The following is a 15,347-nucleotide window of genomic DNA, read 5'->3' on the forward strand; positions in this document are numbered from 1 at the left end:
CAGGCAGGCAGAGAAAGAGACGCTGGTGAACGAGAAGGACATGGGAACCGACCTCAAGTCGGTGCTCCTCACCAAGGAAGAGATCGACGCGAAGCTCACCGAGCTGGCCGCGAAGATCGACGCGGAGTACGCGGGCAAGGACCTGCTCATCGTCGGCGTCCTCAAGGGCGCGGTGATGGTGATGGCGGACCTGGCGCGTGCGCTGTCCACCCCCGTCACCATGGACTGGATGGCCGTCTCCTCGTACGGCGCGGGCACCCAGTCCTCCGGAGTGGTCAGGATCCTCAAGGACCTGGACACCGACATCAAGGGCAAGCACGTCCTGATCGTCGAGGACATCATCGACTCCGGCCTGACCCTGTCCTGGCTGATGTCGAACCTCGGATCGCGGGAGCCCGCGTCCCTGGAGATCTGCGCCCTGCTGCGCAAGCCGGACGCGGCCAAGGTCGCGCTCGACTGCAAGTGGGTCGGTTTCGACATCCCCAACGAGTTCGTCGTCGGATACGGGCTGGACTACGCGGAGAAGTACCGCAACCTCCCCTTCGTCGGCACACTCGCCCCGCACGTCTACGGCGGCTGACACCCCGGGCGTCCACTCCCCGGCCGGAGCGCCCGGACCGACCGGGACGAACGGTGGGGAACCTTTCACCGGATTCCCGCCGTTGAGCCAGTGAAGGCGGGTTTTGACAGACGTCCCAGGCAGCCGCAGGCGACAATGCTGGGGTACCGTCCGAAGAACAGTCTTTTCTCACAGCAGCATTTACCTACGGGCAGGAGGGACGGGGCGTCATCGCCCCGTATGGATGGACGTGAAGCGATACTTCCGTGGGCCGGTCATGTGGATCGTGCTGGCCGTCCTCGCCGTGGTCGTGTTGATGCAGGTCGTCGGCTCGTCGGGCGGCTACAAATCGGTGGACACCGGCAAGGTGATCCAGGCGATCAGCAAGGACCAGGTGGCGCAGGCCAAGCTGACCACCGGTGACGAACAGATCATCAAGATCGAGTTGAACAAGGGCCAGAAGCTCTCGGGTGAGTCCGGGAGCAAGTTCCAGGCCAGTTACATCGGCGACCAGGGTGTCCAGCTGGCCGACACGCTGCAGCAGAAGTTCGAGAGCGGCAAGATCGACAAGGGCTACACCGTCTCGCCCTCGAAGCAGTCCCCGTTCCTCTCGATCCTCCTCTCGCTGCTGCCCTTCGTCCTGATCGTGGTCGTCTTCCTGTTCCTGATGAACCAGATGCAGGGTGGCGGTTCCCGGGTCATGCAGTTCGGGAAGTCCAAGGCCAAGCTGATCACCAAGGACACCCCGAAGACGACGTTCGCCGATGTGGCGGGGTCGGACGAGGCCGTCGAGGAGCTCCAGGAGATCAAGGAGTTCCTCCAGGAGCCGGCGAAGTTCCAGGCCGTCGGCGCCAAGATTCCCAAGGGTGTCCTGCTGTACGGGCCTCCCGGTACGGGCAAGACGCTGCTCGCGCGCGCCGTCGCGGGCGAGGCGGGCGTCCCGTTCTACTCGATCTCCGGTTCCGACTTCGTCGAGATGTTCGTCGGTGTCGGTGCCAGCCGGGTCCGTGACCTCTTCGAGCAGGCCAAGGCGAACGCCCCGGCGATCGTCTTCGTCGACGAGATCGACGCCGTCGGCCGGCACCGCGGTGCCGGTATGGGCGGCGGTCACGACGAGCGCGAGCAGACGCTCAACCAGCTGCTCGTCGAGATGGACGGCTTCGACGTGAAGGGCGGCGTCATCCTGATCGCCGCCACCAACCGGCCGGACATCCTCGACCCGGCGCTGCTGCGCCCGGGCCGCTTCGACCGGCAGATCGCGGTCGACCGGCCGGACATGCAGGGCCGTCTCGCCATCCTCAAGGTGCACCAGAAGGGCAAGCCGGTCGCGAAGGACGTCGACCTCGGCGCCGTTGCCCGTCGTACGCCCGGCTTCACCGGTGCCGACCTGTCGAACGTGCTGAACGAAGCGGCGCTCCTCACGGCGCGTGGCAACCAGAAGCTGATCGACAACAAGATGCTCGACGAGGCCATCGACCGCGTCGTGGCGGGTCCGCAGAAGCGGACCCGGATCATGTCCGAAAAGGAAAAGAAGATCACCGCGTACCACGAGGGCGGGCACGCCCTGGTCGCGGCGGCCTCTCCCCAGGCGGACCCGGTCCACAAGATCACGATCCTCTCCCGCGGCCGTGCCCTCGGTTACACGATGGTGCTTCCGGAAGAGGACAAGTACTCCACGACGCGTAACGAGATGCTCGACCAGCTGGCCTACATGCTGGGTGGGCGCGCGGCCGAGGAACTGGTCTTCCACGACCCGACCACCGGCGCTGCGAACGACATCGAGAAGGCCACCGCAACGGCCCGCGCGATGGTCACGCAGTACGGCATGACGGAGCGGCTCGGCGCGATCAAGTTCGGCGGTGACAACACCGAGCCCTTCGTGGGCCGGGAGATGGGGCACCAGCGCGACTACTCGGAAGAGGTCGCGGCCCTCGTCGACGAAGAGGTCAAGAAGCTCATCGAGAACGCGCACAACGACGCGTGGGAGATCCTCGTCGAGAACCGCGACGTGCTGGATGCCCTCGTTCTCCAGCTCCTGGAGAAGGAGACGCTCGGCAAGGAGGAGATCGCCGAGATCTTCGCGCCGATCGTGAAGCGTCCGGCCCGTCCGGCCTGGACCGGTTCCGCCCGGCGTACTCCGTCGACGCGGCCGCCGGTGCTCTCGCCGAAGGAGCTCGCTCTCACCAACGGCGCCACCACGGCGAACGGCTCGGTCACGTCCACGGACACCGTCCCGGCCACCGAGGTGCTCCCGGAGGACCGCTCGGAGAGCTGATCGGAGCGACCCCGGTGTGGCCCCCGTCACGGGAGTCGCACCGGGCCCGGAATGGAGCCGCGCCCCTCCAGGTTCTAGCCTGTGGGCGCGGCTATTTCGTACGCTCGTGCGGACGCATGCGCGGGTTAACAGCTCAGAGGAACGAGGCACAGATGACCGACCCGGTGACGTTGGACGGCCAGGGTTCGATCGGCGAGTTCGACGAGAAGCGGGCCGAGGCCGCTGTACGCGAGCTCCTCTTCGCGGTGGGGGAGGACCCGGACCGGGAGGGGCTGCGCGAGACGCCGGGGCGCGTGGCACGGGCGTACAAGGAGATATTCGCGGGCCTCTACCAGGAGCCCGAGGACGTCCTGACGACCACGTTCGATCTCGGCCACGACGAGATGGTGCTGGTCAAGGACATCGAGGTGTTCAGCACCTGTGAGCACCACCTGGTCCCGTTCCGGGGCGTGGCGCATGTCGGATACATCCCGGCGACCAGCGGCAAGATCACCGGTCTGTCGAAGCTGGCCCGCCTCGTCGATGTCTTCGCACGGCGCCCGCAGGTCCAGGAACGGCTCACCACGCAGGTCGCCGATTCGCTCATGGAGATCCTGGAGCCGCGCGGGGTCATCGTCGTCGTCGAGTGCGAGCACATGTGCATGTCGATGCGCGGCATCCGCAAGCCGGGGGCGAAGACTCTGACCTCGGCGGTACGCGGCCAGCTCCGCGACCCTGCGACGCGCGCCGAGGCCATGAGCCTGATCATGGCCCGCTGACATCCTGTCGGTGACCTTCGGCCGCCTGGCCGGCTGCTGCGGGGACGAGCGGGACCACCCTCAGGCGGACTCCGTGCTCTTGTTCTTGTCCTCGTCCTCGGGGAGCTTGCAGATGCGCTCCAGCCAGAGGGCCGCGGCCACCACCGCGATGCCGGCCAGCACGGCGAAGCCCGCGTAGATCGCCTGGTTGCGGCGGGCCGGGATGTCGAGGCTGCCGAGCAGGAAGACGCCCGTGCCGGCGTACAGGCCCGAGACCAGAGCGACGACGAGCGCGCTGGCCTGGCCGAAGACGACCGCGCGGGCGGCCATCAGCGGCTCGATGCCCTTGGCTCCCGGCCTGCGCTCGCGCTGGGCGCGGAGCCGGGAACGGATGGAGAGCGCCGTGGCGAGCAGGACCGCGGCGATCACCGCGAGCACGATCGGGGCCGCGAGGGGGACGCTCGGCAGGTTGCCCAGGGAGTCCCAGAGGCGGGCGCCGCCCCAGGAGAGCACTCCGGCCGCGGCGAACAGGCCGACCAGTACCCCGAGCCGTAGTTGCTTCACCGAGTGATCCGCCCTTCGCCGCCAGTGGTGTGTCTCACCAGTGTCCCGTGTCGCCGGTGATTCGTTGCTGTCGAGCCTAACGACTACTCGGGCAGACGGAGTTCCAGATCGGCCCGGGGCCGTACACCCTCCCGGCCGACGGCGGCCAGGAGTTCCGTGACGGGGCCGACGCCGGGGAGCTGTGCCTCGGGGTCTATGTCGTGCCACGGGGCGAGCACGAAGGCGCGCTCATGGGCCCGGGGGTGGGGGAGGGTCAGCACCGGGTCGTCGGAGACGACATCCGCGTACGACACGATGTCGACGTCGAGGGTGCGGGGACCCCAGCGCTCCTCCCGAACCCGGTCGAAGGCCTCCTCGACGGCCTGTCCGCGCTCCAGGAGGGAGGACGGGGGCAGCGTCGTCCTGACGACGATCACCGCGTTGAAGTACGCCGGCTGGGAGCCGGGCTCGACGCCCCAGGGTTCCGTCTCGTAGACGGGGGAGACCGCTTTGACGCGGAGGCCCGGGGTGTCCTCCAGGGCGTCTATGGCGCCCTGGAGGGTCTCCAGGCGGTTGCCGAGGTTGGAGCCCAGGGAGATCACGGCGGGTTTGGGGTTGGAGAGGGTGACGTCCGCGGCGTCCACCTGCTCGACGACGGAGGCGGGAACCGGCTGTACGGTCGGGTCGCCCTGCCCGCCGGTAGGGAATGAGGTCATACTCGGCTCCGGGTGATGGTGACGGTCACGTCGTCGAAGGGGACGGTGATCGGTGCTTCCGGCTTGTGCACCACCACCTCCACCTCCTCGACCCCTTCGTGGGCGAGGCAGGTTTGGGCGATGCGTTCCGCGAGCGTTTCGATCAGGTCGACCGGCTCCCCCTGCACCACGGCGACGACCTCCTCCGCGACGATGCCGTAGTGCACGGTCTTGGTCAGGTCGTCGGCGGCCGCCGCGGGACGGGTGTCGAGGCCGAGCACCAGGTCCACGACGAAGGTCTGGCCCTCCTCCCGTTCCTGGGCGAAGACGCCATGGTGTCCACGGGCCCTGAGGCCGCGCAGCGCGACACGATCCACGCGAATCACTCCTGCTGTCGTTGGAAGTAGGGACATGGGGCCGTGTGCGGACGGCCGGTGCCCTCTTCACGAATTTACCTGCGAGCACCGACAGGGCCCGCCCGCGGGGGCTGCGGACGGAATCGAACGGGGCCGGGAGCCGCTTCTACCCGCGGCCCGGGATTCCAACCCTCTGCCGGACGTCCGCCCCGGTCAGGAGGATGTGTCCTCGTCCTCGTCCTCATTGGAGTCGGCGAGCACGGGCGAGCCGTGGTGGGACCAGAGTTTCCAGCCGTCCGGTGTGCGTCGGAACACATTGGTGGCCACGACGAGTTGGCCGACCAGCGGACCGAGCGCGTTGCCGTCCTCGGCCGGGCCGCCGCTGAGGATGTTCTCCGTGCAGGTCACCAGGGCCGTGTCGCCGGTCATCGAGACGCCGACATCGGTCAGGAAGAACTGGATGTACTCCGTGTTCGCCATGATCAGGGCGTAACTGCGCAGTACCTCGCCGCGGCCGGAGAGCACCGGCCAGCCGGGGTGGACGCAGGAGACGGTGAGGTCCTCGCCCGGCAGCCAGAGCCCGGAGAGCTGATCGAGGTCCCCGCGCTCCAGCGCCTCGTAGAAGGCGGTGTTGGCCTGTTCGACGGCGGCGATGTCGGCGGCCGCCTCCGCGTGCTCGTCGCGGGGCCCGCTCACGCGGCTCCCTCGACGGCACGGGCGACCCGCACGGCGTCGGCCGTGGCCCGCACCTCGTGGACCCGGACGGCCCAGGCCCCGGCACGGGCGGAGAGCGCGGAGATCGCCGCGGTGGCGGCGTCGCGTTCGCGGGCGGGCGGCGGGGCCGCGCCCTCGCGGGCCAGTACATGGCCGAGGAAACGCTTGCGGGAGGCGGCGACCAGCAGCGGGCGGCCCAGGGCGTGCAGCGCGTCGAGGTGGGCGACCAGGGCGAGGTCGTGGGCGGCGTCCTTGGCGAAGCCGAGGCCCGGGTCGATCACGATCCGTTCCGGGGCCACACCTCCCGCGACCACCGCGTCCATCCGCTCCCGCAGCTCCGCGACGACCTCGGCGACGACGTCCGCGTACACCGCCCGGCTGTTCATGGACTCGCTGAAGCCCCGCCAGTGCATCACCACGAACGCCGCCTGCGACGCGGCGACGACCCCGACCATGTCCGGGTCCGCGAGGCCGCCGCTCACGTCGTTGACCAGGGTGGCTCCTGCCGCGACCGACTCCGCGGCGACCCGGGCCCGCATGGTGTCCACGGAGACCGTGACCCCTTCGGACACCAGCCCCCTGACCACCGGGATCACCCGCCGCAGCTCCTCCTCGGCGTCCACCCGGCTGGCACCGGGACGGGTCGACTCGCCGCCGACATCGATCAGGTCGGCGCCCTCGGCGACGAGGTCGAGGCCGTGTTTGACCGCGGCCGTCGTGTCGAACCAGCGGCCCCCGTCCGAGAAGGAGTCCGGGGTCACATTGACGACACCCATGACCGCACAGCGATCCCACTCCGGCAGGCCCTGGACCGTGCCTCGTCCACGCAACGTACTCATGCGCCCAGCGTAGGCCCGGACGGCGTGCTGTCCTGCCGCGCGGACGTCGCGTCCGGGCCCGCGCCCGGCGTCCCGCCCGCCTGCCGGGTCACCGTCCCCCCTCGCCGCGCGGCGGACGCGCTGACGCTCTCCACAGTCTCGACGGCCACCTCGGCACGCGGGACGTCCTGGGCGTCCGCGTCGATCGAACGGCGCAGCGCCTCATGGAGCCGGGCCGGGGTGAGCACGCCGAGGAAGCGGCCGTCGCCTTCCTCGCCGACGACCGCGATCCAGCCCGCGTCGTGCTGGAGCATGGTGGCGAACGCCTCCTTGAGGGGCGCGCCGACGGGCAGCCACGCCTCCATCCTGCGGGCGTGGGCGCGCACCGTGTCCCCGGTCCGGCCGGTGAGGCCGTCGGCCGGGATCCAGCCGTGCGGCCGGTCCTGCCCGTCGAGCACGACGGCCCAGCGCGCCCCTTCGGCTCGCAGGCGTTCGGTCGCCCGGGCCAGGGGGTCGTCGAGGTGGACGGCGGGCGGCCGGTCGAGGTCGCCCTCCTCGACGGGGGTCACGGAGAGCCGCTTGAGGCCGCGGTCGGCACCGACGAAGTCCGCGACCCGGGAGGTGGCAGGGGCGCCGAGCACGGCCGCCGGGGAGTCGAACTGCTCGATGCGGCCCTGCCCGTAGACGGCGATGCGATCGCCGAGCCGGACCGCCTCCTCGATGTCGTGCGTGACGAGCAGAACGGTTTTGCGGACCTGTTCCTGGAGCCGCAGGAATTCGTTCTGCAGCCGTTCCCGTACGACCGGGTCCACCGCGCCGAAAGGCTCGTCCATCAGCAGCACCGGCGGGTCCGCGGCCAGCGCCCGGGCCACGCCCACGCGTTGACGCTGGCCTCCGGAAAGCTGTTCCGGATAGCGGTCGCCATAAACGGAAGGATCCAGTCCGACGAGGTCGAGGAGTTCCGCCGCGCGCTCACGTCCCTTTCTCCTTTTCCAGCCGAGGAGATGGGGAACGGTCGCGGTGTTCTCCAGAACCGTACGGTGCGGGAAGAGTCCCACCTGCTGGATCACATAGCCGATACGCCGGCGCAGCAGGACGGGGTCGATGGTGGATATGTCGTCCCCGTCGAGGAATATCCGGCCCGCGGTCGGTTCGATCAGCCGGTTCACCATCTTCATGGTGGTCGTCTTGCCACAGCCCGACGGCCCGACGAGCGTGACGAGTTCACCCTCGAAGACCTCGAAGGAAAGGTCTTCGACGGCGGTGGTGCCGTCGGCGTACCGCTTGGTGACATGCTCGAAACGGATCATGGTTCCCCATTGTCGAGGGTGTTCTGTGAAGGACCTGTTGCTGGAATACAACGGCCGCGGCGATTGTCAGAGGCCGAGGATAGGGTCACCAGGACATCGGTACGAGGCGGAAACCGAGGGGGGCGGATGGCTGCCGCACAGAACTGCCTGGTGACGAACGAATGGATCTGCGGGGAGTATCTCCGTTCCCGCAGCCAGGAGTTGACCGATGCGACGGTCCAGCACATCTGGATCACCGCCGTCTCGGTGCTGATCGGGCTCCTGGTGGCCTTTCCGCTGGCGCTGCTCGCCCGCCGCGGCCGGCGCTTCGCCGGCCCCGTCCTCGGGCTGACCACGGTGCTCTACACCGTTCCCTCGCTCGCCATGTTCTCGCTGCTGCTCCCGCTGTTCGGGCTCTCGGCCGCGCTGGTCGTCACCGGTCTGGTGCTGTATTCGCTGACCATTCTCGTCCGGAACATCCTGGCTGGACTGGAAGCGGTTCCGCAGGAGGCGAAGGAGGCCGCGAAGGGGTTGGGGTACGGACCGGCCAGGCTGCTGTGGGAGGTGGAACTCCCCCTGGCCCTGCCCGCGTTGATGGCAGGAGTCCGGATCGCCACGGTCTCGACGGTCGCGCTGACAACGGTCGGTTCGATCATCGGCAGAGGGGGCCTCGGCAACCTCATAGGGGAGGCGCTGCCCAGTTTCTTCAAGGCCCAGGTGCTCACCGCCTCGTTCCTGTGTGTGCTCCTCGCGGTCGCCGCCGATCTGTTGCTGCTGGGTCTCCAGCGGCTGTTGACCCCGTGGACCCGCATACGCACCACTCCCGCGGTCGTCACGGCAAAGGCGGCCTGAAGCATGGGAGTTCTGGGAGACGCCTGGACCTGGCTCACCACCGGCGCCAACTGGTCGGGGGAGAGCGGTGCGGCCCACCGGCTCGCCGAGCACCTCTGTGTCAGCGGTGTTGCGCTCGCTCTGGCCTGCGCCGTGGCCCTGCCCGTCGCGCTGTACCTCGGGCACATCGGGAAGGGCGGCGTGGCGGCCGTCAACCTCGCCAATGCGGGACGGGCGGTCCCGGTCTTCGCGGTGCTGGCGCTCTTCATGGTCTCCCCGCTGCGCAATGCCGGATATCTGCCGACCGTCGTCGCGCTGGTCCTGTTCGCCGTACCGCCGCTGCTCACCAACGCCCATGTCGGGATGACGGAGGTCGACCGGGCGGTGACCGAGGCGGCGCGGGGCATGGGGATGTCCGGGGGTCAGCTCTTCCTACGGGTCGAACTCCCCCTGGCGTACCCGATGATCATGACCGGACTGCGCTCGGCCGCGGTCCAGGTGATCGCCACGGCGACGATCGCCGCCATGGTCGGCCAGGGCGGCCTCGGCCGGATCATCACCGCCGGATTCAACACGTACAACACCCCGCAGGTGGTCGCGGGGGCGCTGCTGGTCGCTGTGCTCGCCCTGCTGGTGGAGGCGGTGCTGGTGACTCTGGACCGGTTGCTCTCACCGCTGCGCCGCCGCAGGGCGGCATGACCGGCCCGGCGGATCCCTCGGGCCGGTGTCCCTGCGCACACCCCACATTCCTGAAGTCCCCTCTGAACAGCCCCTGTTGCTGTGGACGGAGAACACCTCATGAGCAAGACCTCACGCATAGCGGGCGCGGTCATCGGCATGGTCGCGCTGTCCGGTTCGCTCGTCGCCTGCGGCGGCGACACCCTGGAGAAGGGCAAGGAGGGCCAGACGGCCTCCGGTGACTCCGGTGGTTCCGGCAAGAAGGGTTCGCTCGTCGTCGGAGCGGCCTCCTTCACCGAGTCCAAGGTCCTTGCGGAGCTGTACGCGCAGATCCTGGGCGACGCCGGGTACAGCACGTCGATCACCACGGTGGCCAACCGGGAACTCTACGAACCGTCCCTGGAGAAGGGCGAGATCGATGTCGTTCCCGAATACGCCGCCACGATCGCCGAATTCCTCAATGCCAAGGTGAACGGGGCGAAGAAGGCCGAGCAGAAGCCCGTCGCCTCCGGTGACGCGGCCGCCACGGTCGCGGCGCTGGAGAAGCTCGCCACCCCGCGTGGACTGAAGGTCCTCCCGGTCGGCGAGGCCGTCGACCAGAACGCCTTCGCGGTGGCCAAGGAATTCGCCGACAAGAACGACCTCACGACCCTGTCGGATCTCGGCAGGTCGAAGGCCGCAGTGAGGATCGCGGCCGGCGACGAGTGCGAGGTGCGGCCGTTCTGCGCGCCGGGCCTGAAGAAGACGTACGGCATCAATGTCACCGGTATCGATCCCAAGGGAGTCGGTACGCCGCAGTCCAAGCAGGCCGTCAAGGACGGCAAGGACCAACTGGTCCTCACCACCACCACGGACGCGGTGCTGGACAGCTACGGCCTGGTGTTTCTGGAGGACGACAAGAAGCTGCAGAACGCGGACAACGTTCTGCCGGTCGTCAATGCCGCGGACGCGGGTTCCCAGGACATCGCCGACGCGCTCACCAAGATCACCAAGATCCTCACCACCGAGGACCTGGCGGAACTGAACCGCAAGGTCGACGCCGAGCGTGCAAAGCCCGCCGATGTGGCCAAGGACTATCTGCGGTCGAAGGGCCTGATCAAGAAGTAAGGAGGGCGGGATCGGGGCCGTCAGGTAACCAGCCGGGAACAGATTCCCGGGCGGCCCCCCAAGCACCCCGTACGCGCGGTAAATTTCTGGCCATGCCACGCGGACGTCATCGCCATTCGCCACCCCTGCACAGAATCCTTCCGCCTTCGGCCGTCGTCGGAGTCTCGATCCTCTGTGCCGCGGGCGCCTGGCTGCCCGCCGAGCCCCTGGTCCTGCGCATTCTGGTGGCCGTCGCGGCGGCCACTGCCGTGACCGGCGCGTATCTGATGCGCAGCTGGGACCGGGAAGCGGGCCGCCGGGTCGCGGAGCTGACGCGGGCGCGCGCCGGGGACGAGTGGCGGGCCGAGGAGCGCATGGCCGAGCTGGAGGCCGACCTGGAGGAGTCGCGGGAGCTGCGCGTACGGCTGGAGACGAAGCTGCGCCGCAAGCGTGTGGAGCTCGCCGACCTGCGCGGGGAGCACGCCGCGCTGCTGCGGCGGTACGCCAACGCCGAGACCCAGCGGGCCAGCGCCCTGGAGGGCCGCAGGCAGCTCGCGATCGAAGCCTCCGCGCCCCGGGAGCTGCCCGCCGCGGTCAGTACCCCCACACCGGGCGCCTATCTGCGGGCCGCCCAGGCGCTGGAGGACCTCTCGCGCAACAGGGCACTGCAGGAGGCGCGTCGTACGGCCGAGCAGGCCAGGAGGCGTGATCTCGCGGAACGGGCCCGGGAGGCGGAGGAGCGGCAGGGGAAGCACGCGGCCGCCGTCACGTCCGGGGTGCAGCACCAGCGCCCGTCGACCGCACTCACCGCGGCCAGGCAGCCGTCCGCGCTGCCGGCGGCGCGCACCGTGCCGGCCGCCAGCCCGGTGGCCCCGTACACGGCGTCCCGGCGCCATCCGGTGCCCCAGGGCAGCTTCGACTTCTTCGGTACCCAGAAGACGCGCACCGCCATCGAGTCCGTGCAGAACGAGGACCTCGCGGACGTGGTGGGCGAGGAGGCGCTGGCAGCGCACCGCGCGGGGGCGGCCGGGAGGCAGGCCGTCGGCAAGGTCATCGACCTGACCGCGCACGACGAGACCGAGCAACTGGACGTGACGGAGCTGCGCGGAGCGGTGTCCTAGGGGCGCGTTTCGAAAGTCCCGCCCGCGGGCAGACGACGCCACTTTCGAAATACGCCCCTGGCCGCAGGAACTCCGGTCCGGCCCGCACAGGCTCTGTGCGGGCCGGTTCTGTGTCGGGCTACTTGTCGATGTCGCCGACGACGAAGAAGAGTGAGCCCAGGATCGCCACCATGTCCGCGACCAGCGTGCCCGGCAGCAGCTCGGTGAGCGCCTGGATGTTGTTGTACGAAGCGGAGCGCAGCTTCAACCGGTACGGGGTCTTCTCGCCCTTGGACACCAGGTAGTAGCCGTTGATGCCAAGAGGGTTCTCGGTCCAGGCGTAGGTGTGCCCCTCGGGGGCCTTGAGCACCTTGGGCAGCCGCTGGTTGATCGGACCGGGCGCCAGGCCGGCCAGCCGGTCCAGGCACGCGTCCGCCAGATCGAGGGAGTTGTGCGTCTGGTCCAGCAGGCACTCGAAGCGGGCCAGGCAGTCGCCCTCGGTGCGGGTGACGACCCTGAGGGTGTCGGCGAGCTCCCCGTACGCGAGATACGGCTCGTCACGCCGCAGGTCGAAGTCGACCCCCGAGGCGCGGGCGATCGGCCCGGAGACCCCGTAGGCGTGCACGGCCTCGGCGGACAGCACACCCACCCCGCGGGTACGGCCCCGGAAGATCTCGTTGCCGAGCACCAGGTCGTCGTACACGTCCATCCGGGACCGGACCGAGGCGACCGCGTCCCGGGCGCGGCCGAGCCAGCCGGCCGGGAGGTCCTCCTTGAGGCCGCCGACCCGGTTGAACATGTAGTGCATCCGGCCGCCGGAGACCTCCTCCATCACGGCCTGGAGTTCCTCGCGTTCCCGGAAGGCGTAGAACACCGGCGTGAGACCGCCGAGTTCGAGCGGATAGGAACCGATGAACATCAGATGGTTCAGGACCCGGTTCAGCTCCGCCAGCAGGGTGCGGGTCCAGACCGCGCGCTCCGGGACCTCCATGCCCAGCATGCGCTCGACGGCCATCACGACGCCCAGCTCGTTGGAGAACGCCGACAGCCAGTCGTGGCGGTTGGCGAGCATCACGATCTGCCGGTAGTCGCGGGCCTCGAACAGCTTCTCCGCGCCGCGGTGCATATAGCCGACGACCGGTTCGGCGTGCTGGATGCGTTCCCCGTCGAGAACGATGCGCAGACGGAGCACACCGTGGGTGGAGGGGTGCTGGGGGCCGATGTTGAGCACCATGTCGGTGCTCTCCGCCGCGCCGCCGATGCCGACTGTCGTCTCCGTCATACGGCCAGTATTCCCTGAACGGTGGGGTGCGGGATGGTGCGGGGTGGCACCGGGGGCCTCACCCGACGGCGCCGCCGCCGGGCTTGTGGTGCAGCAGCCAGCAGAAGTCGCCCAGACCGCCCCTGGCCGTCAGTTCCGCGGCCTCGCCCGCCGAGGCGAGGGCACGTACGTATCCGGCCGGGTCGGTCGACGCCAGGGCCGGTGAGGGGCGCTCGCCGGTGATGCCGAGGCGGTGCAGCGCCTCGCGCTGGGTCAGTACCTCGCGCCGGGTGGCGTCGCCCACCGCCTCCGCACACGCGTCCAGCGCCACATGTGAGGTGAGGTCGCAGCTGCCGTCCGGCACCGGTCGCACCTCGCGGCCGGACCGGAAGCCGGTCAGCGTGCCGAAGGGGGGCCGTGCCTCCCGGACATGGGCGTAGTCCACCGCCACCGCGAGTCCCGCGGTCAGGGTGGACACCGCCCGCGCCCAGGCCTCGTCGCGAGGGCGGCCGATCTCCGCCCGGCTGCCCGGTCCGGCCGACGGCCACCAGTGACGCAGCCACTCGGCGTCGGCCCCGGTCACCGGTGCGCCCGGCCGTTCCTCGCCGTCCGCGGTCCGGACGAGGACGTACCGGTCGACGCCTTCCGGGTCGGTCTCGACGACCTCGGTCGGGACGTTGTCCAGCCACTCGTTGGCGAACAGCAGCCCGCGGGTTCCCCGGGGCGGCTCGGCGCACCACACGATCCGGGGATCGAGCCCGGCCGGCCGGTCGGCGATCTCCACGGCGTACGCCCGTACGGCGAGCCCGCCTGCGCCGACGGCCGGCAACGCCGCCAGCACGCCCGTCAGCAGTTCCCCGCGCCCGGCCCCCAGATCCACCAGGTCGACCGCGTCGGTGCCCAGCTCCCGCGCCACGTCGGCCAGCAGCCGGGCGACGGCCGAGGCGAACAGCCCGGACGCATGGACGGAGGTGCGGAAGTGGCCCGCCGGGCCCTCGGGTCTCCGGTAGAAGCCCTCGTCTCCGTAGAGGGCGGCCTGTGCCGCCTCCCGCCACCCGCGCCACTGATCCGTCACGCCTGCAGTCTCCACCTTGGGGAGTACGGTCCTCGCAGCTGGATCGGCCCTTCGGCGGACCCGGGCACCTGCCGCCGGTCCCTACGCTGGGTTGCGTGCAGCGCCTCTACGACTTCCTCCGCAGACACCCGACGGGCGTCGACAGCTTCTGGGCCGTCGTCCTCCTCGGGCTCTCCGGGCTGTCCGTCGTGGGGCACGGGGGCGGCGCCGGGGAGCGGATCGTGGCCGTACTGGTCGCCCTCTGCCTGTGCACCGTGGTCGCCCTGCGCCGGCGCGCGCCCGAGAAGATGCTGCTGCTCGCCCTTGCGACGGGTGTCGTCCAACTGGTGTGCGGAGTCGGGCCGGGCGTCGCGGACTTCGCGATGCTGGTGATCGTCTTCACCGTGGCCGCCGTCGGGGAGCGCTGGGCGTCCCGGCTCGCACTGGGCTGCGCCCTGGGCGCGGCCGGTGTCTCGCAGCTGCGCTGGCCGCAGGACATACCGCCGGCCCACTGGCTGGAGCAGGTCTTCGTCGGCGTCGTGATGACCGTGCCGTTCGTGCTCGCCTGGGTGCTCGGGGACTCGATGCGGACCCGGCGCGCCTACTTCAGCCAGCTGGAGGAGCGCGCGGCCCGGCTGGAGCGGGAGCGCGAGGCGCAGTCGAAGGTCGCGGTGGCCGCCGAACGGGCCCGCATAGCGCGTGAACTCCACGATGTCGTCGCACACAACGTCTCGGTGATGGTGGTGCAGGCCGACGGTGCGGCGTACGTCATGGACGCGACCCCGGACCAGGCCCGGCAGGCCCTGGAGACCATCTCCAGCACCGGCAGGCAGGCCCTCGCCGAGATGCGCCGGCTGCTCGGTGTGCTGCGGACCGGGGACGGGCAGGAGAGCGGGGAGTACGTCCCGCAGCCCGACGTCGAACAGATCGAGGAACTGGTCGAGCAGGTCCGCAGGACCGGCCTGGCGGTGGACTTCACGGTCGAGGGCACGGCCCGCCCCCTGCCCAGCGGGGTCGAGCTGACCGCCTACCGGATCGTGCAGGAGGCCCTGACCAACACCCGTAAGCACGGTGGCCCGGACGCCGGGGCCAGCGTCCGGCTGGTCTACTTCGACGACGGGCTCGGACTGCTGGTGGAGGACGACGGACACGGTGCGGCGCACGAGCTGTACGAGGACGGCGGAGCCGACGGCGCGGGCCACGGAATGATCGGCATGCGCGAGCGGGTCGGCATGGTGGGCGGCACGCTGGACGCCGGGCCGCGGCCCGGCGGGGGGTTCCGGATCAGCGCGCTGCTGCCGCTCAGGCCGGCCCACTGGACCTCGTGAATCCCGACCGACGGAACACATAC

The 15,347-nt window shown here is 70.1% G+C and carries 15 protein-coding genes and 1 pseudogene; 8 read left to right on the forward strand and 8 right to left on the reverse strand.

All coding sequences use genetic code 11. The features are described from left to right. Positions 1-40 precede the first annotated feature (40 nt). From hpt to folE, 3 genes are all read left to right on the forward strand, one after another. On the forward strand, positions 41-580 hold the full coding sequence (gene hpt / locus AB0L71_RS25430) for a hypoxanthine phosphoribosyltransferase (RefSeq protein ID WP_365247203.1): 540 nt from the start codon (positions 41-43) through the stop codon (positions 578-580). Between the two features lie 223 nt (positions 581-803). Next, on the forward strand, positions 804-2,834 hold the full coding sequence (gene ftsH / locus AB0L71_RS25435; RefSeq protein ID WP_365247102.1) for an ATP-dependent zinc metalloprotease FtsH: 2,031 nt from the start codon (positions 804-806) through the stop codon (positions 2,832-2,834). Between the two features lie 152 nt (positions 2,835-2,986). Beyond that, on the forward strand, positions 2,987-3,592 hold the full coding sequence (folE, locus tag AB0L71_RS25440) for a GTP cyclohydrolase I FolE (protein ID WP_365247104.1): 606 nt from the start codon (positions 2,987-2,989) through the stop codon (positions 3,590-3,592). Positions 3,593-3,652: 60 nt separating this feature from the next. Here folE and AB0L71_RS25445 read toward each other — a convergent pair whose 3' ends face one another. The 6 genes and pseudogenes from AB0L71_RS25445 to AB0L71_RS25470 form a co-directional block, all read right to left on the reverse strand. After that, positions 3,653-4,135: a DUF3180 domain-containing protein gene (locus AB0L71_RS25445; protein ID WP_365247106.1), complete on the reverse strand. Its 483-nt coding sequence runs from the start codon at positions 4,133-4,135 to the stop codon at positions 3,653-3,655. Between the two features lie 83 nt (positions 4,136-4,218). Continuing rightward, positions 4,219-4,830 (reverse strand): 2-amino-4-hydroxy-6-hydroxymethyldihydropteridine diphosphokinase, encoded by a 612-nt coding sequence (gene folK, locus AB0L71_RS25450; protein WP_365247108.1) that lies wholly within the window; start codon positions 4,828-4,830, stop codon positions 4,219-4,221. Then, on the reverse strand, positions 4,827-5,186 hold the full coding sequence (gene folB / locus AB0L71_RS25455) for a dihydroneopterin aldolase (protein WP_365247110.1): 360 nt from the start codon (positions 5,184-5,186) through the stop codon (positions 4,827-4,829). The genes folK and folB overlap by 4 nt, the downstream gene beginning before the upstream one ends. A gap of 192 nt (positions 5,187-5,378) precedes the next feature. Further along, positions 5,379-5,861 carry a nuclear transport factor 2 family protein gene (locus AB0L71_RS25460; RefSeq protein WP_365247112.1) on the reverse strand — a complete coding sequence of 161 codons (483 nt, stop codon included), beginning with the start codon at positions 5,859-5,861 and terminating at the stop codon, positions 5,379-5,381. Then, positions 5,858-6,655, reverse strand: a complete 798-nt coding sequence (gene folP, locus AB0L71_RS25465; RefSeq protein WP_365247205.1) for a dihydropteroate synthase — start codon at positions 6,653-6,655, stop codon at positions 5,858-5,860. The genes AB0L71_RS25460 and folP overlap by 4 nt, the downstream gene beginning before the upstream one ends. A gap of 194 nt (positions 6,656-6,849) precedes the next feature. After that, positions 6,850-8,007, reverse strand: a pseudogene (locus tag AB0L71_RS25470) (betaine/proline/choline family ABC transporter ATP-binding protein); the annotation flags it as partial. 126 nt (positions 8,008-8,133) lie between these two features. Here AB0L71_RS25470 and AB0L71_RS25475 point away from each other — a divergent pair. From AB0L71_RS25475 to AB0L71_RS25490, 4 genes are all read left to right on the forward strand, one after another. Next, a complete protein-coding gene (locus AB0L71_RS25475) occupies positions 8,134-8,838 on the forward strand; it encodes an ABC transporter permease (RefSeq protein WP_365247114.1) in 705 nt (234 codons plus the stop codon). Between the two features lie 3 nt (positions 8,839-8,841). Then, positions 8,842-9,516 (forward strand): ABC transporter permease, encoded by a 675-nt coding sequence (locus AB0L71_RS25480; RefSeq protein ID WP_365247116.1) that lies wholly within the window; start codon positions 8,842-8,844, stop codon positions 9,514-9,516. Between the two features lie 99 nt (positions 9,517-9,615). Continuing rightward, a complete protein-coding gene (locus AB0L71_RS25485; protein ID WP_365247118.1) occupies positions 9,616-10,602 on the forward strand; it encodes an ABC transporter substrate-binding protein in 987 nt (328 codons plus the stop codon). Between the two features lie 92 nt (positions 10,603-10,694). Beyond that, positions 10,695-11,702, forward strand: coding sequence for a hypothetical protein (locus AB0L71_RS25490; protein WP_365247119.1), 1,008 nt, complete (start codon positions 10,695-10,697; stop codon positions 11,700-11,702). 118 nt (positions 11,703-11,820) lie between these two features. On the opposite strand, the gene AB0L71_RS25495 is transcribed toward AB0L71_RS25490, so the two are convergent. Beyond that, a complete protein-coding gene (locus tag AB0L71_RS25495; RefSeq protein ID WP_365247121.1) occupies positions 11,821-12,963 on the reverse strand; it encodes an NADH-quinone oxidoreductase subunit D in 1,143 nt (380 codons plus the stop codon). 58 nt (positions 12,964-13,021) lie between these two features. After that, a complete protein-coding gene (locus AB0L71_RS25500; RefSeq protein WP_365247123.1) occupies positions 13,022-14,017 on the reverse strand; it encodes an SAM-dependent methyltransferase in 996 nt (331 codons plus the stop codon). A gap of 95 nt (positions 14,018-14,112) precedes the next feature. On the opposite strand from AB0L71_RS25500, the gene AB0L71_RS25505 reads away from it, so the two are divergent. Then, on the forward strand, positions 14,113-15,324 hold the full coding sequence (locus AB0L71_RS25505; RefSeq protein ID WP_365247125.1) for a sensor histidine kinase: 1,212 nt from the start codon (positions 14,113-14,115) through the stop codon (positions 15,322-15,324). The last annotated feature ends 23 nt before the right edge of the window (positions 15,325-15,347 follow it).

It is taken from the genome of Streptomyces sp. NPDC052052 (assembly GCF_040680455.1).
Classification (GTDB): domain Bacteria; phylum Actinomycetota; class Actinomycetes; order Streptomycetales; family Streptomycetaceae; genus Streptomyces.